Raw genomic sequence first — 19,500 nt, 5'->3', positions numbered from 1 at the left:
GTGCCCGCCGGTCGTCAATCCAGTCGAACATCCCCTCCATGTATCTTTCCGTACGCAGCAAATTCGCCCTGGCCACCAGCGGTGCGGTCGTCTGGACCGCGTTGTCCGCCTGGCTGGCACAACCCTGGTTTGCCGAACTGAGCACTCACCTTGGCCGTTACCTGGCGTGGTTCCTGATCGGCGGCATCGCCATCGTGCCGGGCTTCATGAACGCCTTCCTGCTACTCAGCCTGGCGCTCGACAAACGCCCGCGCCGCCAGCCGCTGGAGAGCTACCCGCCGCTGAGCATCCTGATCGCCGCCTACAACGAGGCCGCCTCGATCGAGGAGACGCTGGTCAGCATCGAGCGCCAGGACTACCCGGGCGAACTGCAGGTGATCGTGATCAACGACGGCTCGCAGGACGACACTGCCGCCATCGTGCGCCGCTGCCTGCCGCGCTACCCGTGGCTGCACCTGCTGCACCTGGAAAAGAACGGCGGCAAGGCCAACGCGCTCAACCTGGGGCTGGCCCAGGCGCGCCACGAGCTGGTGCTGACGGTCGACGCCGACTCCTACCTGTACCGCAATGCGCTCTGCGCCATCGTCGAACGCTATCGCCAGGACCCGCCCAACACGCGCGCCGTGGCAGGCACGGTGCTGGTGCGCAATTCGCGCGAGAACTGGGTGACGCGCTGCCAGGAGTGGGACTACTTCCACGGCATCGCCGCCATCAAGCGCGTGCAGTCGCTGTACCAGGGCACGCTGGTGGCGCAGGGCGCCTTCTCGCTGTACGACCGCGCCACACTGATCCAGGTGGGCGGCTGGCCGGAGAACGTCGGCGAGGACATCGTGCTGACCTGGGCCATCCTCAAGGCCGGCCACCGCGTCGGCCACAGCGAGGACGCCTGTCTGTTCACCAACGCCCCGAGCACGGCGCGCCAGTTCCTGCGCCAGCGCAAGCGCTGGTCGCGCGGCATGGTCGAGGCCTTCAAGCAGCACCCCAGCCTGCTGCTGAAGCCTCAGCTGCCGACCTTCTTCATCTACTGGAACCTGCTGTTCCCCTGGCTCGACCTGGCCTTCACCATCGGCTTCATCCCCGGGCTGGTGCTGGCGCTGTTCGGCCACTACTGGATCGTCGGCCCGATGACGCTGGCCCTGCTGCCGGTGGCGCTGCTGATGAACTTCATCATGTTCTCGGTGGAACGCAAAATGTTCGACCTGCACGGCCTCAAGGTACGGCGTAATACGCGGGGCTTCCTGATCTACACCCTGTGCTACAGCCTGCTGCTGCAGCCGGCCTGCCTGCTGGGCTACCTCGCCGAACTGTTCAATGCCCGCAAGCACTGGGGCACCAAGGACACCGCACCCGTCAAAGTACAGCCGGAGGGAAAATGAACAAGCTGCTGCAACCCACCCTGCTCGCCCTGCTGCTGGCCGCGAGCCCGTTCGGCCAGGCCGCCGAGACCACCAGCGACGACCAGGGCGCCGGCGCGGCGTTCTTCCTGTCGCGCGACAACGAGGGCTTCACCACGCGCCGCCTGGCGCTGGAGTACCTGCCCGACTACCAGCACGCCGACGCCCTCACCGGGGTGCGCTACACCGACCATCACTACAGTCAGCACGACTGGCAGCGCGACGGCCAGCAAATCGCCCTGCTGCACCGCCAGATCGACCCGGCCACCGCCAACGGCTGGCAGATCGACACCGGCCTGTTCCGCCAGGGCGGCCACGACCTGCTGACGCTGGACGGCAGCTACCGTCGCGCCCTGGCGCAGCGCACCGGGCTGGAGCTGTTCGTCAACCGCGACTGGGTGGAAACCCAGAACTCGCTCGACCGCGGCGTGCACTTCAACTACTGGGGCGCCAGCCTGGACCAGGGCCTGGGGGAACACCTGACGCTGGTGGGCCTGGCGGCGCGCCAGGACTTCTCCGACGGCAACGAGCGCAGCCACGGCCGCCTCAAGCTGATCTACCAGCCCTGGCTCGACCTCGGGCTGACGCTGCAGGCGCGCTACCGCACCTACCACAGCAGCAGCGACGACGTCGACGGCGCCTACTTCAACCCCAAGAACTACGACGAGTCGATGCTCGCCGTGGGCTGGCGCAAACGCCTGCAGGGCTGGACCGGCACGCTCACCGCCGGGCTCGGCCGCCAGCAGGTCAACGACGACCCGCGCAGCAACACCCGCCTGCTCGAACTCGGCTTGCAAAGCCCGTTGCGCGCCCAGCAGTCGCTGCGGCTGCGCGGCGGCTACAGCCAGAGCGCCTCGTTCAACGGCCCGGATTACCGCTACCGTTACCTGCAGGGGGAATGGATCGCGCGCTTCTGAGCCGCTGCGAGGTTGGCCGAAGCGCGCTGCCGGCCTGAGCGCCGGAGCGCCGCACCGGCCATGCAGCGCGCCGCTCAGGCATCGGCGGAGTCGAGCGGCTCGCCGGCGACGCAGATCGGCGGCGCCGCGCCGGTCTTGGCGCGGTACATCGCGGCGTCGGCGCGCTGGATCAGGGCGCCGACGCTGTCGCCGTGTTCCGGGTAGGTGGCGATGCCGATGCTGGCGGAGACCGCGAGCCGCAGCGCGCCCACCTCGCAGGGTTGTTCGATCGCCGTGCGCAGGGTGTGCGCCAGCTGCTCGACGCTGGCGAAGTCATGGTATTCCGCCAGCAGGATGACGAACTCGTCGCCGCCCAGGCGGCACACCGTGTCCGACTCGCGCACCAGCGCCAGCAGGCGATCGGCCACGGTGCGCAGCACCACGTCGCCGACGTCGTGGCCGTAGCGGTCGTTGATCGGCTTGAAGCGGTCGAGGTCGAGGAACAGGATGGCGAGCCGGCGCTGGTAGCGCCGCGCCAGCGCCAGCGCCTGGCTGGCGCGCTCCAGCAGGTGGGCGCGGTTGGGCAGCCCGGTGAGGTAGTCGTGATGCGCCAGGTGGCGGATGCGCTCTTCCGCTTGGCGCCGCTCGGTGACGTCCTGGAACATCCCGACGTAATTGACCACCCGCCCTTGGCCGTCCACCACCCGGCTGATCGAGATCATCTCCAGGTACAAGTGGCCCTGCTTGTGCCGGTTCAGCAATTCCCCTTCCCAGAACCCGTCCTGCCCGATGCTGCGCCACAGCTCCTGATAGAAACCCGCGTCGTGCTGCCCGGAGGCCAGGATCTTCGGCGTCTGGCCGATGATTTCCGCGGCGCTGTAGCCGGTGATGAGGGTAAAGGCCGGGTTCACCGAGACGATGCGCTCCTCGGCGTCGGTCACCATGATGCCGGTCGGGCTCGCCATGAACACGGTGCTGGCCAGGCGCATGCCCGCCTCGTTCTTGTGCCGCTCGGTGACGTCCTCGATGACGCCGACGATGCCGAGCACCTTGCCCCCGGCATCGTGCAGGGCACAGCCGGTGGTCACGCCCCAGAACTCGCCGCCGTCGAAGCGCCGGTAGCAGCGCTCGATGCTGGCCGGGGAGCCCTGCTGCGCGCTCACCCGCGCCTGCCAGTCGCGCGCGCCGTCCTGCTCGGCGGGCGGCAGCAGGGTATCGTAATCGCGGCCGATCAGCTCCGGCAGCAGGGTATGGAACATCGCCGCCATGCGCTGGTTGGCGTGGGCGATCTTGCCGTCGGGCTTCATCAGGAACAGGGCGACGCTGGAACTGTCGTAGATGGCGCGCAGCAGCGACTGCTGCTCGGCCAGATGGCGGTTGGCGAGCGAGGCTTCGCGCAGCGCGGCGGCCAGCCGCAGGTGGCTGCGGCCGAGCAGCTGGCTGGCGGCCACCAGCAGCAGGGTCAGCACGATGCCGCTCGCCAGCACGATGCGGGCGTTGCCGTCGAACGCCTCGCCGGCCCAGTAGCCCGCCAGGGGCTCGACGCGGAAGGTCCAGGTGCTGCCATGCAGGCTGGCGCGCCGCACCACCGCCTCGCCCTGCGCCGCGGCGCCGGGGTGCAGCTGGTACATCTGGGCGGCGGGCTGCAGCGTGTCGCCGGCGTACACCTGCAGCGCGATTTGCGACGACAGCTGCGGGTATTCGCTTTGCAGGTAGCGTTCCAGCAGCGGCCTCACGCGCAGCGGCGAGTAGGCCCAGCCGAGCAGCGCCGCGCGCCGCTCGGCCACGCTGGCCAGCGGCGCCCCGGCGCGGTACACCGGCTGGAACAGCAGCACGCCGGGCTGGGCATCCTGCCGGGTTTCCTGCAACAGGGTGAGCTTGCCGGTCATCAGCGCCCGCCCCTCGTCGGCGGCGCGGCGGGCGACGGCGAAGCGCGTCGGCTCCAGCGACATGTCGAACCCCAGCGCGCGCCGGTTGCGCCAGTCGAAGGGCTCGACGTAGATCACCGCGGTGTAGGGGTCGCGCGGCCCGGGCGGGCGGATATCGTAGTCGGCAAAGCCCTGGGCGCGCATCGCGGCGACGTGGTGCGCCTTGTCGCGCGCCGGCACGATGGCGACGTAGCCGATGCCGGTGATGCCGGGGTAGTAGCGCGGCAGCTCGAGCCCCTGCACGTAGCGCCGGAACTCGTCGCGCTCGACCTCGGCGCTGGCGGCAAACAGCCCGGCCACGCCGCGCAGGATCTGCGCCTGCACCATCATGCGGTGCTCGAAGCCGCTGACCAGTTCGGTGACGCGGATCTCGAACTTGGCCCGCGCCAGCGCCGCCTCGCGCGTGCGCATGTGCTGCGCCTGCAAAGCGGTGAGCGCAACACCGACGATGAGAATCAGCCAGGGCAGCGCGCGGAACAACGGTCGCCCTGGCGTTGGCACAGTCTGCTTCGGCACGTCATGGCCCCCCCGGCCACTGGCATACTCTTCATCTTAATCGCCAGCGGTGCGGGATGGGGCCGATTTTTGTCCGGAAACGGGGCCGCCCGGCCTCAGCCGCGGTAGTCGCCCCACACCGTCTGGATCGCCGCCACCGCCGCCAGCGCCGCGGTCTCGGTGCGCAGGATGCGCGGGCCGAGCTTGAGCGGGGTCCAGCCGGCCTCGATCGCCGCGCCTTCCTCGCGCGCCGACAACCCGCCCTCGGGACCCGCCATCAGCCAGGCCGAGGCCGGGGCGGCGGCGATGTCGGCCAGCCGTTGCGTGCCGAGCGGCGACAGCACCAGCCGGGCGTCGGCCTCGGGCAGCTCGCGCAGCCATTCCGCCAGCGTCAGGATCGGCCGCACCTCGGGCACGCTGTTGCGGCCGCACTGTTCGCAGGCGGCGATGACGATCTCCTGCCAGCGCGCCACGCGCTTGTCGGCGCGCTCGCCCGAGAGCCGCACCACCGAGCGCTCGGCGGTCAGCGGCTGGAACACGCTGACCCCCATCTCCACGCCCTTCTGCAGCGTGAATTCCATCTTGTCGCCGCCGGAGATGGCCTGCGCCAGCCCGAGCCACACCGGCGACTCGCGCGCGACGTCGGCGAACTCGCCCAGCACGCACTCGGCGTCGCGCTTCAGCACCCGGCTCAGGGTGGCGGGATATTCCCCGCCGCGGCCGTTGAACAGCGTGATGGCGTCACCGGGATTGAGGCGCAGCACCTGAACGTGGCGCAGCACGCTGTCGGGCAGCGCGAGGGTCATGCCGGGGGCAAGTTCCCCGTCGAGAAAAAAGCGTGGCATTGTCTTGAAAGTCCTTGGCGATACCGGTATTTTGCTTTGTTTGCTGCGGTTGCAACAATACTCCTCTTGCCGTCGCCGGCCCTGCCCCGGCTCACTCGGCCACAGCACCGACGCGTAGCGTGTGAAAGCAATCGTCGCGAGCGGCCCTCGGCGGGGTTTTGAAAGAGCAGCGCAGGAGCCGGACTGTACATAAAGTACATGAGGATCGTGGCTGAGCGAATCTCCACGAGCGATTCGCCCGCGCAGAGCCGCGCATGAGCCCCGATCAGGGACGCGCAGTAGATTTATTCACAAGCTCTCAGCTCATCGTTAAGGAGAAACGGATGCAGGTGGTCGACCAGGTAATACGGGCCCTGCGCGAAGTCGCCCAGACCGAAGTGATGCCGCGTTTCCTGCGCGTGGGCTCCAGCCGCAAGGTCGACGGCACGCTGTTTACCGAGGCCGATCTCGCCTGCCAGCAGGCGCTCGTGCGGCTGCTGCCGACCATCCTGCCGCATCCGGTGCTGGGCGAGGAGATGGACCGCGCTCAGCAGGAGGCGCTGTGGCAGGCCCACCGCGACGGCCTGTGGGTGGTCGACCCGATCGACGGCACCACCAACTTCATCAACGGCCTGCCGTATTTCGCCATCTCGGTGGCGCTGATGATCGACGGCAAGAGCGAGCTGGGCGTGATCTACAACCCGGTGTCCGACGAGATGTTCTACGCCCGCCGTGGCCAAGGCGCCCACATGAACGGCATCCCGCTGCCGCTGAAGAAGGTGCCCAACTGCATGGGCGACGCCATCGCCGGGGTCGAGGTGAAGTACCTGCGCTCGGGCAAGCTGGCGGCGCGCCTCAACAGCCTGGCGCCGTGCGGCAGCCAGCGCAATATGGGCGCCTCGACGCTGGACTGGTGCTTCCTCGCCGCCGGCCGCTACGACCTCTACCTGCACGGCGGCCAGCGCCTGTGGGATTACGCCGCCGGCGTGGTGATCCTGGAAGAAGCCGGCGGCCAGGCCGCCACGCTCAACACCGACGACTACTGGGCCGACCAGCCGTGGAGCCGCTCCGCCATCGCCGCGCTCGACCCGGAACTGTTCACGCAGTGGCTGCGCTGGGTGCGCGCCAACCAGTAAGGCGGCTGCGCCATATCACACCAGGAACAAAAAAAAGGTTGGCCGAAGCCAACCTTTTTTGCGTCATGAACCCCGATCAGGCCGGCTTCACGCTACGGGTGCGCAGGTAGTCCAGCAGCCCGGCGCCGGAATACAGCGCCAGCCCGGCCCAGATGAAGCCGAAGCCGACCAGCCGGCCGGCGCCGAACGGCTCGTGGAACAGCCAGGCGCCGAGCAACAGCTGCATGATCGGGCTGGTGTACTGGATCACCCCCACCGTGGCCAGCTTGAGGCGGCGCGCGCCGGCGGCGAACAGCAGCAGCGGAATCGCCGTCACCACCCCGGCCCCGGCCAGCATCGCGTCGTGCAGGCCATCGACGTGGCCGAACGATCCCTGCCCCTGCCATTCGAACCACAGCAGCGCGCCCAGCGCCAAGGGCAGCATCAGGAAGGTTTCCAGCGCCAGCCCCGGCAACGAGGCCAGCGGCGCCTGCTTGCGCAACAGCCCGTAGCAGCCGAACGACAGCCCCAGGCCCAGCGCCACCCACGGCGGCGTGCCGGCCAGGATGGTCAGCCACAGCACGCCGAGCGCCGCCAGCCCCACCGCCGCCTTTTGCACCGGCACCAGCCGCTCGCTGAGGAACAAGCGCCCCAGCAGCACGTTGATGAGCGGGTTGATGAAGTAGCCCAGGCTGGCGTCCAGCACGCGGTCGGCGTTCACCGCCCAGATGTAGATCAGCCAGTTGGTCGACAACAGCGCCGAGGACAAGGCGAAGATGCCGAGCCTTTTCGGCTCGCGCACGAACGGAACCAGCCAGCCCCACTGGCGCTGCACCAGCAGCAGCAGCGCCACGAACAGCGCCGACCAGGCGATGCGGTGGCACAGGATCTGCAGCGCCGGCACGTCGTGCAGCGGCTTCCAGTAGAGCGGGAACAGCCCCCAGATGAGGAAGGCACCGAACACGAACAGCACGCCGCGCCCGGTTTCATGGGATGAAGACATGGGAAAATCTCGATGTGGGAGGGTCATCGGCGCAACACGCCGTTTTTATCCCTGTAGCCTAACGCCCGCCAGCCCTGCCTTCAATCGGCTCTGGCAGACAAGACTGTTCAAGTGGCCGAACAATCGTCACCTGCGTTAGCACTTGCTGCACTGGCACAGACGCAACGCGGGTCATGCCGATCCGTCAATCTCTTTGACGTTTACGTTAACGTTACCTATAGTCCGCTGAAACTACCGCGCGGCATCCTTGAACTAAAACAGTAAGAGGAGAAGGCCTGCCCACAAGGCGGGTTGCCGCTGACGCCACAAGCGAGCACAGGAGGAGAACCCACATGTCGATCCGCCATGTCGATCTGGAAGAAAAGTACACCGCGCCCACCGGGCAGGTATTCATGACCGGCATCCAGGCGCTGGTGCGCCTGCCGATGATGCAACAGGAGCGCGACCGCGCCGCCGGGCTGAACACCGCCGGCTACGTCACCGGCTACCGCGGCTCGCCGCTCGGCAACGTCGACCTGTCGATGCAGAAGGCCGAGCCGTACCTCAAGCAACACAACGTGGTGTTCCACCCCGGCATCAACGAAGACCTCGCCGCCACCGCGGTATGGGGCACGCAGCAGGTCAACCTGTTCGAGGGTGCCAAGTACGACGGCGTGTACGCCATGTGGTACGGCAAGGGCCCGGGCGTGGACCGCTCCGGCGACGTCATCAAGCACGGCAACGTGGCCGGTACCAGCCAGTTCGGCGGGGTGCTGCTGGTGGCGGGCGACGACCATGCCGCCAAGTCCTCCACCTTCCCGCACCAGTCCGACCACATCCTCGCCGCCAGCATGATCCCGGTGCTCAACCCGTCCGGGGTGCAGGAAGTGCTCGACTTCGGCCTGCACGGCTGGGCGATGAGCCGCTACTCCGGCTGCTGGGTATCGATCAAGGCCATCACCGACACCGTGGAGAGCGCCGCCATCGTCGACGTCTCGCCCGAGCGCATCAATGTGGTGATCCCGGACGACTTCCCGCTGCCGCCGGACGGCCTCAACATCCGCTGGCCCGACACCCCGCTGGCGCAGGAAAAGCGCGTGCTGCACCACCGCCTGTACGCCGCGCTGGCCTACGCCCGCGCCAACCACCTCAACAGAATCGTGCTCGATTCGCCGCAGCCGCGGCTCGGCATCATCACCACCGGCAAGAGCTACCTCGACGTGATGCAGGCGCTCGACGACCTCGGCATCGACGAGGCGCTGGCGGCCGAGATCGGCCTCAGGATCTTCAAGGTCGGCATGACCTGGCCGCTCGAACCGGAAGGCGTGCGCCACTTCGCCGAAGGACTGGACGAGATCCTGGTGGTGGAAGAGAAGCGCCAGATCATCGAGTACCAGCTCAAAGAGCAGCTGTACAACTGGCGCGACGACGTGCGTCCGCGCGTGGTCGGCAAGTTCGCCGAGAAAGGCGAATGGGCGCTGCCGCACGGCGACTGGCTGCTGCCGGCGGCGGGCGAGCTGACCCCCGCGATGATCGCGCGCGCCATCGCCAGCCGCCTGGCGCTGATCTTCGACAGCCCGGTGATCCACGACCGCCTCAAGTTCTACGATGACAAGGAAGCGCAGCTGGTACAGCCGCGCGAAGCGATCGCACGCGTGCCGCACTACTGCTCCGGCTGTCCGCACAACACCAGCACCAAGGTGCCCGACGGCAGCCGCGCGCTGGCCGGCATCGGCTGCCACTACATGGCGACCTGGATCGAGCCGCACACCAAGACCTTCAGCCAGATGGGCGGCGAAGGCGTGGCCTGGCTCGGCCAGGCACCGTTCACCAATACCCGCCACGTGTTCGCCAACCTGGGCGACGGCACCTACTTCCACTCCGGTCTCTTGGCGATCCGCGCCGCCATCGCCGGCAAGGTCAACATCACCTACAAGATCCTCTACAACGACGCCGTGGCGATGACCGGCGGCCAGCACGTCGACGGCCCGCTCAACGTGCCGATGATCACGCGCCAGCTCGCCGCCGAGGGCGTCAAGCGCATCGTCATCACCAGCGACGAGCCGGAGAAGTACCAGAACGTGAAAGGGTTGGCCGAAGGCGTCGAGGTGTTCCACCGCCGCGAGCTCGACCGTCTGCAGCAGGAACTGCGCGAGACCGAAGGCACCACCATCCTGATCCACGACCAGACCTGCGCCGCCGAGAAGCGCCGCCGCCGCAAGCGCGGCGACTACCCCGACCCGGCCAAGCGCGTGTTCATCAACGAACGCGTGTGCGAAGGCTGCGGCGACTGCAGCGTCAAGTCGGGCTGCCTGTCGGTGATGCCGGTGGAAACGCCGCTGGGACGCAAGCGCAAGATCGACCAGTCGAGCTGCAACAAGGACTACTCCTGCCTGGAAGGCTTCTGCCCGAGCTTCGTCACCGTCGAAGGCGGCAAGCTGCACAAGCCGGCGGCGGCTTCGGCCAACCTCGGCAGCCTGCCGCCGCTGCCCGCGCCGCTGGTGCCGTCGGCGCACCACCCCTACGGCATCATGGTCACCGGCGTCGGCGGCACCGGCGTGGTCACCATCGGCCAGGTGCTGGGCATGGCGGCCTACCTCGACGGCAAGGGCGTCACCGTGCTCGACATGGCCGGCCTGGCGCAGAAGGGCGGCTCGGTGTGGTCGCACGTGCGCATCGCCGACAACAAGGAGCAGCTGCACGCGGTACGCATCGCCGCCGGCGACGCCAACCTGATCCTCGGCTGCGACCTGGTGGTGACCGCCGCCGAAGAGGCGCTGGCCAAGATGCGCGAGGGCTTCAGCCACGCCATCATCAATAGCTTCGAGTCGCCCACCAGCGCCTTCCTGAAGAACCCGGACCAGCGCTTCCCGGCGCGCAGCATGAAGGACGCCATCATCGAGTCGGTCGGCGCCGGCCACTACTCCGAGGTCAACGCCACCCGGCTCGCCACCTCCCTGCTCGGCGACGCCATCGCCAGCAACATGTTCATGCTGGGCTACGCCTGGCAGAAGGGGCTGGTGCCGGTGAGCGAGGAAGCAATCATGGAAGCGATCCGCCTCAACGGCGCCGCGGTGACCTTCAACCAGCAGGCCTTCTTCTGGGGCCGCCACGCCGCGCACGACCCGGCGCGCGTCGAGGCGCTGGTCACCCCCAACGCCGTGGTGCAGTTCGTTCCACGTGAAACACCGGACGCCGTGCTGCACCACCGCGCCCAGCTGCTCACCGCCTACCAGAACGCCGGCCTGGCCGAACGCTACAAGGCGCTGGTGCAACGCGTGAAGGCGGCCGAGGACGGCGTCAAGCCGGGCAGCCAGGCGCTGACGCTGGCGGTGGCCAAGAGCTACTACCACGTGCTGGCCTACAAGGACGAGTACGAGGTGGCGCGGCTCTACAGCGACGGCGAGTTCCTGCGCGCGCTGGACGGCACCTTCGAGGGCGACTACACGCTGCACTTCCAGCTCGGCGCCAGCTGGATGACCGGCGGCAAGGCCAAGAAGATCAGCGTCGGGCCGTGGATGCTGCCGGCGATGAAGGTGCTGGCCAAGCTGCGCTTCCTGCGCGGCACCCCGCTCGACGTCTTCGGCTGGCAGGCCGACCGGAAACTCGAACGCCGCCTGATCGGCGAGTTCGAAACGCTAGTCGACACCCTGCTCAAAGGACTCAAGGCCGACAACCTCGCCAGCGCGGTGGAGCTGGCCAAGTTGGCCGAAGGCATCCGCGGCTTCGGCCCGATCAAGGACCGCAGCTACGCCTTCGCGCAGCAGAAGCAGCAGGAACTGCTGGCTGCCTTCGCCGGCAAGGGGAAGGTCGTCAAGGGCGTGGTGGCGGCCTAACCGGCTCCATTGGGCGGCTGTGCCTGCGCATCTTGAGCGCCGGCAGTGCTCGGAATCCTCATGTACTCCATGTACATTCCGGTTCCTGTGCGCTGGCGGCACTCAACCTGCTTTGGCTCGCTCGCCCACTGAAATAGGTGCCGAGCAAAGCACAAAAGAGTATTTCGAGGAGTGTTGGGCGCGGATTCATTCCGCGCCTGAGATTGTCGACAAACCCCTTTTGCGAAGCGGAAGGGGTTTGTCGTGTAAACAGGAAGGCTGCGGACTCAATCGCTTATCAGGAGCGGCCCGGCTTTGCCGGGTCCGGTAGAGTCTGAACAGGGTACTTTGTCAGCAGCCTGAGGCGCGGACCGGTTCCGCGCCTTTTTTTCGTCCCGGGCGGGGCACACGCGCACCAGCGCGGCACCTCAGGACAGCATCAGGCTCAGCCGGCGCGCCTGCTCCAGCGCCTGGTCGCCTTGGCTGCACTCGTCCTCCCACACCCAGACCCCGTGCACCCGGTCCAGCGTCTCCACCAGCCAGACGCGTCCGCCGCTGCCCAGCGCCACCCGGCGCGCCCGTGCCGGACGACAATAGTTGAACATCACCAGCTCGCTGGTGGTACCGGCCACGGCCTCCGGCTTGGCTTGCGACTTGAACTTGAACATGTTGACTCCGGGAATCTCGATCCGGCTGGATACAATGCAATCCTCGTGCCAGTTTCCGGCACCTTTTGACAGTCGTGGAACCAACACCTAGCATGAATCCTCAAGCATCGAATCCGCACCAGAACGGCACGGCTCGAGAGAGCACTGCCGCCCGCCCAGAGGGGACCTCCAGCATGCATATCCGTGACGCACGCCTTGCCGATCTGCCGCCGATTCTCGCCATCTACAACGACGTCATCGCCACCTCGACCGCGGTGTACTGCGACCTGCCCAGCACGCTGGAAGAGCGCCAGGACTGGTTCGAGGGACGGCGTGCGCAGGGCTACCCGGTGCTGGTGGCGGAATACGGCGACGAAGTGGTCGGTTTCGCCAGCTTCGGCGATTTTCGCGCCTTTCCCGGCTTCCGCTACACCGTGGAGCACAGCGTGCACATCCACCGCGACCACCGCGGCCGCGGCATCGGCGAGCACCTGCTGCTGGCGCTGTTTCCGCGCGCCCTGGCCCTGGGCAAGCACGTCATGGTGGGCGGGGTGGACGCCGCCAACGAGGGCTCGGTGCGTTTCCACGAGCGCCTCGGCTTCACCCAGGTCGGCCACATGCCGCAGGTCGGCTACAAGTTCGGCCGCTGGCTCGACCTAGTGTTCCTGCAGCGCTACCTCGACGCCCCGGACAGCCCGCGCGACTGAACGCCCTCCCCGCTTGCGACGGAAAACCGGACGCCCGGCCGGTTTTCCGTCGGCCTCGCCGTCCTTCAGCTCAGCCCGATGGCGAGGTAGACCGCGTACAGCACGCCGTTGAACAGCAGGTGCCACACCCGGATGCGGCCGGCCAGGTAGCGCAGCCAGCCCGCCGCCAGCAGGGTGATGGCGATGCCGGCGAAGACTTCCTTCTGCGGCGCCCACGGCGTCAGCGCGATGCCGATGGCCGGCAGCAGCGTGCCCTGGAACACCATGGCGCCGGTGATGTTGCCGAACGCCAGGGTGTCCTTGCGCTTGCGGATCCACAGGATGGAATTGATCTTTTCCGGCAGCTCGGTGGCGATCGGCACCACCATCAGCGCCAGCAGCAGCGCCGAGATACCCAGCCGGTGCGAGGCGCGGTCGACATGCTGGATGAAGCCGTCGGCACCGTACACCAGCAAGCCCAGCCCCAGCCCCAGCTGCAGCAGGATGGTCAGCCAGTTGGTCGGCAGACCGGCACGCGCCAGGAACATCGCATCGCCCGCCTGGGTGGCGTGCCCCTCGCCGACCAGCGCCGCCGAGGCCTTCAGCGTGCGCAGGATGTAGAGGAAATACAGCAGCACCAGCACGGCGCTGATGGCGGCGCGCACGAAGGGCTGCTCGTGCGGCACGAACATCGCCAGCGCCGCCAGGGAAAAGGCGCCGAGGAAGGTATCGAGGTCGCGCTTGAGACCGCTCTTTTCCGGCCGCAGCGCGCCCTGCGCGCCCCGTTTCTGCCAGGCGAACAGCGTCATCAGGCAGGTCGACAGCGTCGACAGCATCAGCGGCGCGCCGAGAATGGCGCCGACGCCGATCTCCTCGCTGACCATGACGTCGCCGCTGGCGGTTCCGCCGAAAATCGCCAGCAGCGGCACCAGCGTCTCCGGCATGGCGGTGCCCACCGCGGCGAACAGCGACCCGGTCACCCCCTCGGAAATCCTCAGCTTCTCGCCCAGATGCTCCAGCGCGTTGGTGAACACCTCCGCCGCCACCAGGATCACCAGCAGCATCAGGCCCAGGCCGGCCAGTTCCGACACCATCGTCCGCGCTCCCCTTTTTCTGCTGCACGTGGCCCCCGCCCCGCTTCGCAGCGCCTTCCCTGCCCGTTATAGGCCGGCGTGGCGCAGCTGGACAGCCGGCCGGCGCCGCTTGTCCGGGTCGCCCGGCGCCGTCGCGCTGTGCTGTCCCGCGAGTGGGACGCGCTTGGCGCACACGGCGGCAGCTGCCCGCCACCCGACGTGGCGCGGCACGAGATCGGCGCCGCCACCGGCGCCGGCCATAAAAAAAGCGCCGCGGTCATCCGCGGCGCTTTCTTGTTTGGTTTTGTTGCACTGTCGTTTTGCAGCGCTTACTTGTAGTTTCTCCACTCCTGAGTACGACTTAGCGCACTTCGACTACGATATCCTTAGTGAAGACTTTTTCGCAATACTTGCATTTCATTTTCGTGTCGTTCTTCACTGTTCTGACGTAAAAAAAGCTCTTTACCGGCTCTTTATGCGAAATGCAATTGGAGTTCGGGCAGGCGAACACGCCTTCGATCTCTTCCGGCAGCTCCAGCTTGTGCTTTTTCACCACCTCGAAGTTGGAAATCACGTTCACCGTGGCCTTGGGCGCGAACAGCGCCAGTTCGTTGGCCTGCTCCTCGGTGAGCGCGATGTTCTCGACCTTGACCACGTCCTTGCTGCCCATGTGGCGGCTTTGCAGGTTGAGGCCGACGGTGACGCGCTCGCCGGTTTCCACCAGCTGGAACAGGCGCAGGATCTTCAGGCCCTGACCGGCCGGGATGTGGTCGATCACGGTGCCCTCTTTCAGGGCTTCTACGTTGCGGGTGTATTGCATGGTCGTCCTTTCCTTGCTCGATCGGCTCACACGGTTTCGTTCAGCACCAGCGCCAGCAGCGCCTGGCGCGCGAAGACGCCGTTACGCGCCTGTTCGAAGTAGTAGGCGTGCGGGGTGTCGTCCACCGCCACCTCGATCTCGTCGACGCGCGGCAGCGGGTGCATCACCTTCATGTTGGGGCGGGCGTGGTTCAGCATCTCGGCCTTGAGGATGTACTGGCCCTGGATCTGCTTGAATTCGGCCTCGTCGAAGCGTTCGCGCTGGATGCGCGTCATGTACAGGATGTCGACGTGCGGGATCACCTCTTCCAGCGACTCGGCCAGGGTGTAGGAGATGCCGCGCTCGTCCAGCTCCTCGCAGATGTAGTCCGGCATCGCCAGCACTTCCGGCGCCACGAAGTAGAAGTGGCAGTTGAACAGCGACAGCGCCTGCGTCAGCGAGTGCACGGTGCGGCCGTACTTGAGGTCGCCGACGAAGGCCAGTGCCAGGTTTTCCAGCCGGCCCTGCGATTCCTTGATGGTGAACAGGTCGAGCAGGGTCTGCGACGGGTGCTGGTTGGCGCCGTCGCCGCCGTTGATCACCGGCACCGCCGAGAATTCGCTGGCCAGGCGCGCCGCGCCCTCCTGGGGATGGCGCATCACCACCGCGTCGGTGTAGGAGCTGATGATGCGGATGGTGTCGGCCAGCGTCTCGCCTTTCTTGGCCGAGGTGTTGGCGCCGTCGGCGAAGCCGATCACGGTGCCGCCCAGGCGCTGGATCGAGGTCTCGAACGACAGCCGGGTGCGGGTGGAGGGTTCGAAGAAGCAGCTGGCCACCACCTTGCCGGCGAGCAGGTCATGTCGCGGCGCCGCCTTGAGGCGACCGGCGGTTTCCACCACCAGCTCGAGCTCCTCGCGGGTGAAATCGGGGATGGAAATGATGTGCTTCCGGTACAGGGGATTGGCCATGGTGCGGGTTCCTCGCGGTGTGATTCCATTTACAGAGCAAACCTGCCGCCCGCCTGGGCGGGCAGTTTTGCTCTGGAAACGCGATAACGGGTCTCTCACAGATAAAAAAAAGCCCCTGACGGCTCAGGAGCTGATTTTGACAACACGCCTCGCCCGGGTTCCCCGGCGCACGGCAACGCGTCTTTCCCGCCCTGGCGGGCGGTGGCGGCATCGCAGAACAGAAAGCGTACGCGGCACATGGGGTTGATCCGAACAAAACCGTCGAATTATAAGCCGAAACCGGCCGGCTGATAAGCACCCGTTTGGTGCGGTGGCGCCGCGCCACCGCACCCGGCCCGCTCAGAGGCGGAAATGGCCCACCAATTGCTCAAGGTTGGCCGAAAGCGCGTGCAGCTGCTCCGCCGCGGCCGAGACCTCCTGCACCACGTCGCGGTTGGACTGCGCCATGGCGCTGATCTGCTCGACGTGGCGCGCGATCTCGGCGCTGGCCGAGGACTGCTCGCGCGTGGCGGCGGCGATGTCGACGATGTTGCCGACCAGCTGCTGGCTGCAGTGGGACACCTGCTGCATGCTGCCGTCGGCGGCTTGGGCGACGCCGACGCTGCTCACCGCGCGTTCGCGGCTGCCGTCCACCTCGCGCACCGCGTCGCGCGTCTCGCGGCCGATGGCCTCGACGATGCGGCCGATCTCCAGCGTCGCCTCGGCGGTACGCCCGGCGAGGTTGCGCACCTCGTCGGCCACCACGGCGAAGCCGCGTCCCTGCTCGCCGGCGCGCGCCGCCTCGATCGCGGCGTTGAGCGCCAAGAGGTTGGTCTGGTCGGCGATGTCGCGGATCACTCGCACGATGCTGCTGACCTCTTCCGAACGGCTTCCCAGTGCGCCCATGCGCTCGGCCAGCGCGTGCATGTCGCCGGTCATCGAGTGAATCTCGGCCGCCACGCGCTTGACCGTGGCCACGCTCTGATCGGTGATGGCGCCGGTCTGGCGCGCCAGTTCCTCGGCGCGGCCGGCCGAATCGGCGATGTGCTGCACGCTGGTGCTGACCTGTTCCACCCCGGCGGCGGTGGCGCTAGCGGTGTCCGACTGAGCCGCCGAAGCTTGCTCGACCTGGCCCGCCGACGCCGTGAGCCGCGCCGCCGCCTCGGCCACCGCGTGGCTCTGCTCGCGCACCCCGACGAACATCCCGTGCAGGCTGTCGATGAAGCGGTTGAAGGCGGTGGCGGTGCGGCCGATCTCGTCGCGGTTGGCGATGGCGATGCGCGCGGTGAGGTCGCCCTGGCCCGACGCCAGCTGCTCCATGGTGTCAGCCAGCTGGTTGAGCGGGCGGGTCAGCGCGCCGACCACCAGCGCCAGGATGACGATGATGGCAAGCAGCGCCAGCACGCCGATCAGGATCGCGCTGTTGCGCAGCTTGAGCGCCGGCGCGGTGATGGCGGCGCTGGGAATGCTGACGCCGAGCGACCAGAACTGGCCGGTGTCGCCGATCTTGACCGGGAAGAAGAAGTGGGTGAAACCCTCCGCCTCGAACACGAAGTTCTCGCCCTGGCTGATCTGCAGCAGCTTCTCGCCCAGCGACTCGTCCTTGCCGACTGGCTTGCCCACCTTGGCCGGATCGGGGTTGGCCACGTACATGCCCTTCTCGGACACCAGCCGCACGTAACCGGTCTGGTACAGCCGGATGAAGCCGTAGCGCTGCTGCAGCGCGTCGAGCGCGAGGTCGGTGGCCGAAACGCCGAGAAACTTGTCGTCCCGGTCCTTGATCATCGTCACCAGCGAGCTCTCCAGCACCTTCTTGCCCTGCACCTCGTAGAAGAACGGTTCAGTGATGGTGTCGCGGCCGCGCTGCTTGGGCACATAGTAGTAATCGCCCCAGCCCGGCTTCTCATAGTCGGGCTGGTAGCTCTGCGGATTGTCCTTGTACTGCGGGAAGGCCTTGACCCGCTCGCTGTCCAGCATCACATCCATCTTGGCATTGCCGGAAGCGTCGCGCGTCACGTAGGGGGTGTAGCGGCCCGTAGGGTCATGACGCGGCCAGTCGAGGCGGTAGGCATCGTCGCGACCGTCCATGGCGTTGGGCTCCCACAGCATCCACAGGCCGATGTTCTGCGGCGAGTGGTCGAGCATCGTGACGATCATGCCGTCGACCACCTTGCGCTCGGGCGGCGCCGTCTTCTTCAGCCCCAGCACCGCCTCGGCGAGGTGATGCGGCAGGGCCATGTTCTGCCCCAGTTCGGCCTCGACCTGGCGCGCGTAACCCTGCGCCTGCTCCGACGCCAGCTGGTAGCCCTGCTCCAGCGCGCTGTCGTAGCTGATCTTGGCGATCAGCCCCACCATCACGGCAAAGCCCAGCGCCACCGACAAGCCGCCGATCAGGGTGATCTTGCGGCTGAGTTTTCCCCACTTCTCTTTCGTTCTCATGGCTGACGTTTCCCCTGCTTGGGTTGTGGGCCTGTTGCCGGCCCTGTGCTCGCAGGCTTGCCCTCGACTCGGCGATTACCGCAGAATGCAGGCAAGAAATGCGCTTTATTTTCAATAATTTCTTATCAAATCCGTCGTGACAGGTTAATGATCACGACGCCACTCTCCCGGCGCCGCGATCCTAGTCCCTCTGCCTCGGTGCCAATTGAATGAAAACGACATACCACTGCGGTTTTTTGCCATGATCAAGTGCATCGATATCGCCGACTTGAAGCCGGGCATGTTCATCCACGACCTCAACTGCGACTGGATGAGCCATCCCTTTCTGCGCAACCGCTTCGTCATCGGCAGCGAGGGCGAGATCGACAAGATCCGCCAGGCCGGCATCCATCAGCTCTATATCGACACCGGCAAGGGGCTGGACGTGGCGCACGCGCCCACCGTGGCCGAGGTGAAACAGCAGCTGGAACAGGAAATCCGCACCTTTGCCGAGGGCAAGAGCCAGTTGCCGCGCCGGGTGGACGCGGCCGAGGAGTTCGGCCAGGCGCGGCGCATCCACGCCGAGGCGCACCAGATCGTGCGCGACATCATGCAGGACGTGCGGCTGGGACGGCAGGTGCAGCTGGAGCGGGTGGAGCCGACGGTGGAGAAGATGACCACCTCAATCCTGCGCAACAACGACGCCCTGCTGGCGTTGTGCCGCATCAAGAACAAGGACGACTACACCTTCCTGCATTCGGTCAGCGTGGGTGCGCTGATGGTCAGCTTTTCGCGCGCCATGGAACTGGAGCACGGGACGCTGCACCACGCCGGCGTGGGCGGCATGATGCACGACATCGGCAAGATGACGGTGCCCGACGCCATCCTCAACAAGCCGGGCAAGCTGAACGAGAGCGAGTTCGCCGTGATGAAGTGCCACGTGGTGGCCAGCGAAAAGATCCTGCGCCAGACTCCGGGCATCTCCGCCATCGCGATCGAGGTGGCGGCGCAGCACCACGAACGCCACGACGGCAGCGGCTACCCGCGCGGCCTCAAGGGCGACGAGATTTCCGAGCTGGGACAGATGGCGGCGATCGTCGACGTCTACGACGCGCTCACCTCGGACCGCTGCTACCACCGCGGCATGACCCCGACCGACGCCTTGCGCAAGATCTACGAATGGTCGAAGTTCCACTTCAACCCGACGCTGGTGCAGGCGTTCATGCGCAGCACCGGCATCTACCCGGTGGGCACGCTGGTGCGGCTGGAAAGCGGCAAGCTGGCGGTGGTGGTGGAGCAGAGCGAGAGCAATATGCTCACCCCCAAGGTCAAGGCCTTCTTCAGCACCAAGAGCAACAGCTACATCACGCCGCTGCTGATCGACCTGGCGCGCGGCCTGGGCCAGGGCGGCGGCGACCGCATCGTGCGCCACGAATCGCCGGAGCAGTGGGGCGTCGACCCGCTGCGCTTTCTGTAAGATC

Annotated in this window: 14 protein-coding genes; 6 read left to right on the top strand and 8 right to left on the bottom strand. The window is 67.1% G+C overall.

What is annotated here, in order from left to right:
• The first annotated feature begins 38 nt into the window (after positions 1-38).
• Both NH8B_RS19780 and NH8B_RS19775 read left to right on the top strand, forming a co-directional pair.
• A complete protein-coding gene (locus NH8B_RS19780) occupies positions 39-1,376 on the top strand; it encodes a glycosyltransferase (RefSeq protein ID WP_014088820.1) in 1,338 nt (445 codons plus the stop codon).
• Complete coding sequence (locus NH8B_RS19775) at positions 1,373-2,311, top strand: hypothetical protein (RefSeq protein WP_014088819.1); 939 nt, start codon at positions 1,373-1,375, stop codon at positions 2,309-2,311. Before NH8B_RS19780 ends, NH8B_RS19775 begins: the two co-directional genes overlap by 4 nt.
• 74 nt (positions 2,312-2,385) lie before the next feature.
• Here NH8B_RS19775 and NH8B_RS19770 read toward each other — a convergent pair whose 3' ends face one another.
• Both NH8B_RS19770 and NH8B_RS19765 read right to left on the bottom strand, forming a co-directional pair.
• Entirely contained in the window at positions 2,386-4,734 is a 2,349-nt protein-coding gene (locus tag NH8B_RS19770) for a sensor domain-containing diguanylate cyclase (protein WP_232503505.1), read from the bottom strand.
• Positions 4,735-4,829: 95 nt separating this feature from the next.
• A complete protein-coding gene (locus tag NH8B_RS19765; RefSeq protein WP_008955443.1) occupies positions 4,830-5,558 on the bottom strand; it encodes a 16S rRNA (uracil(1498)-N(3))-methyltransferase in 729 nt (242 codons plus the stop codon).
• A 323-nt stretch (positions 5,559-5,881) separates the two neighbouring features.
• Between NH8B_RS19765 and NH8B_RS19760 the strand changes: the two genes are divergently transcribed.
• Entirely contained in the window at positions 5,882-6,673 is a 792-nt protein-coding gene (locus NH8B_RS19760; RefSeq protein ID WP_008955442.1) for an inositol monophosphatase family protein, read from the top strand.
• A 76-nt stretch (positions 6,674-6,749) separates the two neighbouring features.
• On the opposite strand, the gene rarD is transcribed toward NH8B_RS19760, so the two are convergent.
• Positions 6,750-7,655, bottom strand: coding sequence for an EamA family transporter RarD (rarD, locus tag NH8B_RS19755; RefSeq protein WP_008955441.1), 906 nt, complete (start codon positions 7,653-7,655; stop codon positions 6,750-6,752).
• Positions 7,656-7,987: 332 nt separating this feature from the next.
• Here rarD and NH8B_RS19750 point away from each other — a divergent pair, with 332 nt between their 5' ends.
• Complete coding sequence (locus tag NH8B_RS19750) at positions 7,988-11,470, top strand: indolepyruvate ferredoxin oxidoreductase family protein (protein ID WP_014088817.1); 3,483 nt, start codon at positions 7,988-7,990, stop codon at positions 11,468-11,470.
• Positions 11,471-11,877: 407 nt separating this feature from the next.
• On the opposite strand, the gene NH8B_RS19745 is transcribed toward NH8B_RS19750, so the two are convergent.
• A complete protein-coding gene (locus NH8B_RS19745) occupies positions 11,878-12,117 on the bottom strand; it encodes a hypothetical protein (RefSeq protein WP_014088816.1) in 240 nt (79 codons plus the stop codon).
• Between the two features lie 173 nt (positions 12,118-12,290).
• Between NH8B_RS19745 and NH8B_RS19740 the strand changes: the two genes are divergently transcribed.
• Positions 12,291-12,803, top strand: a complete 513-nt coding sequence (locus NH8B_RS19740) for a GNAT family N-acetyltransferase (RefSeq protein WP_014088815.1) — start codon at positions 12,291-12,293, stop codon at positions 12,801-12,803.
• A gap of 65 nt (positions 12,804-12,868) precedes the next feature.
• Here the strand turns inward: NH8B_RS19740 and NH8B_RS19735 are convergent, their stop codons facing one another.
• The 4 genes from NH8B_RS19735 to NH8B_RS19720 all read right to left on the bottom strand — a co-directional run bounded on the left by NH8B_RS19735 (position 12,869) and on the right by NH8B_RS19720 (position 18,040).
• Entirely contained in the window at positions 12,869-13,876 is a 1,008-nt protein-coding gene (locus NH8B_RS19735; protein ID WP_014088814.1) for a sodium:calcium antiporter, read from the bottom strand.
• 340 nt (positions 13,877-14,216) lie between these two features.
• A complete protein-coding gene (gene pyrI / locus NH8B_RS19730) occupies positions 14,217-14,675 on the bottom strand; it encodes an aspartate carbamoyltransferase regulatory subunit (RefSeq protein WP_008955432.1) in 459 nt (152 codons plus the stop codon).
• Between the two features lie 26 nt (positions 14,676-14,701).
• A complete protein-coding gene (gene pyrB, locus NH8B_RS19725; RefSeq protein ID WP_008955431.1) occupies positions 14,702-15,622 on the bottom strand; it encodes an aspartate carbamoyltransferase in 921 nt (306 codons plus the stop codon).
• Positions 15,623-15,961: 339 nt separating this feature from the next.
• Entirely contained in the window at positions 15,962-18,040 is a 2,079-nt protein-coding gene (locus NH8B_RS19720; RefSeq protein WP_014088812.1) for a methyl-accepting chemotaxis protein, read from the bottom strand.
• 241 nt (positions 18,041-18,281) lie between these two features.
• Here NH8B_RS19720 and NH8B_RS19715 point away from each other — a divergent pair, with 241 nt between their 5' ends.
• On the top strand, positions 18,282-19,496 hold the full coding sequence (locus NH8B_RS19715; RefSeq protein ID WP_014088811.1) for an HD-GYP domain-containing protein: 1,215 nt from the start codon (positions 18,282-18,284) through the stop codon (positions 19,494-19,496).
• Positions 19,497-19,500: the final 4 nt, after the last annotated feature.

The sequence above is a fragment of the Pseudogulbenkiania sp. NH8B genome (genome assembly GCF_000283535.1).
Lineage (GTDB): Bacteria > Pseudomonadota > Gammaproteobacteria > Burkholderiales > Chromobacteriaceae > Pseudogulbenkiania > Pseudogulbenkiania ferrooxidans.
This window is presented reverse-complemented; position numbering and strand designations above follow the sequence as displayed.

Bases quoted from the DNA above. Each gene is read 5' to 3' on its own strand.
- NH8B_RS19735 (WP_014088814.1), bottom strand. From the start codon at position 13,876: ATGGTGTCGGAACTGGCCGGCCTGGGCCTGATGCTGCTGGTGATCCTG.
- rarD (WP_008955441.1), bottom strand. From the start codon at position 7,655: ATGTCTTCATCCCATGAAACCGGGCGCGGCGTGCTGTTCGTGTTCGGT.
- pyrB (WP_008955431.1), bottom strand. From the start codon at position 15,622: ATGGCCAATCCCCTGTACCGGAAGCACATCATTTCCATCCCCGATTTC.
- NH8B_RS19750 (WP_014088817.1), top strand. From the start codon at position 7,988: ATGTCGATCCGCCATGTCGATCTGGAAGAAAAGTACACCGCGCCCACC.
- NH8B_RS19760 (WP_008955442.1), top strand. From the start codon at position 5,882: ATGCAGGTGGTCGACCAGGTAATACGGGCCCTGCGCGAAGTCGCCCAG.
- NH8B_RS19720 (WP_014088812.1), bottom strand. From the start codon at position 18,040: ATGAGAACGAAAGAGAAGTGGGGAAAACTCAGCCGCAAGATCACCCTG.
- NH8B_RS19780 (WP_014088820.1), top strand. From the start codon at position 39: ATGTATCTTTCCGTACGCAGCAAATTCGCCCTGGCCACCAGCGGTGCG.
- NH8B_RS19740 (WP_014088815.1), top strand. From the start codon at position 12,291: ATGCATATCCGTGACGCACGCCTTGCCGATCTGCCGCCGATTCTCGCC.
- NH8B_RS19775 (WP_014088819.1), top strand. From the start codon at position 1,373: ATGAACAAGCTGCTGCAACCCACCCTGCTCGCCCTGCTGCTGGCCGCG.
- pyrI (WP_008955432.1), bottom strand. From the start codon at position 14,675: ATGCAATACACCCGCAACGTAGAAGCCCTGAAAGAGGGCACCGTGATC.
- NH8B_RS19745 (WP_014088816.1), bottom strand. From the start codon at position 12,117: ATGTTCAAGTTCAAGTCGCAAGCCAAGCCGGAGGCCGTGGCCGGTACC.
- NH8B_RS19765 (WP_008955443.1), bottom strand. From the start codon at position 5,558: ATGCCACGCTTTTTTCTCGACGGGGAACTTGCCCCCGGCATGACCCTC.
- NH8B_RS19715 (WP_014088811.1), top strand. From the start codon at position 18,282: ATGATCAAGTGCATCGATATCGCCGACTTGAAGCCGGGCATGTTCATC.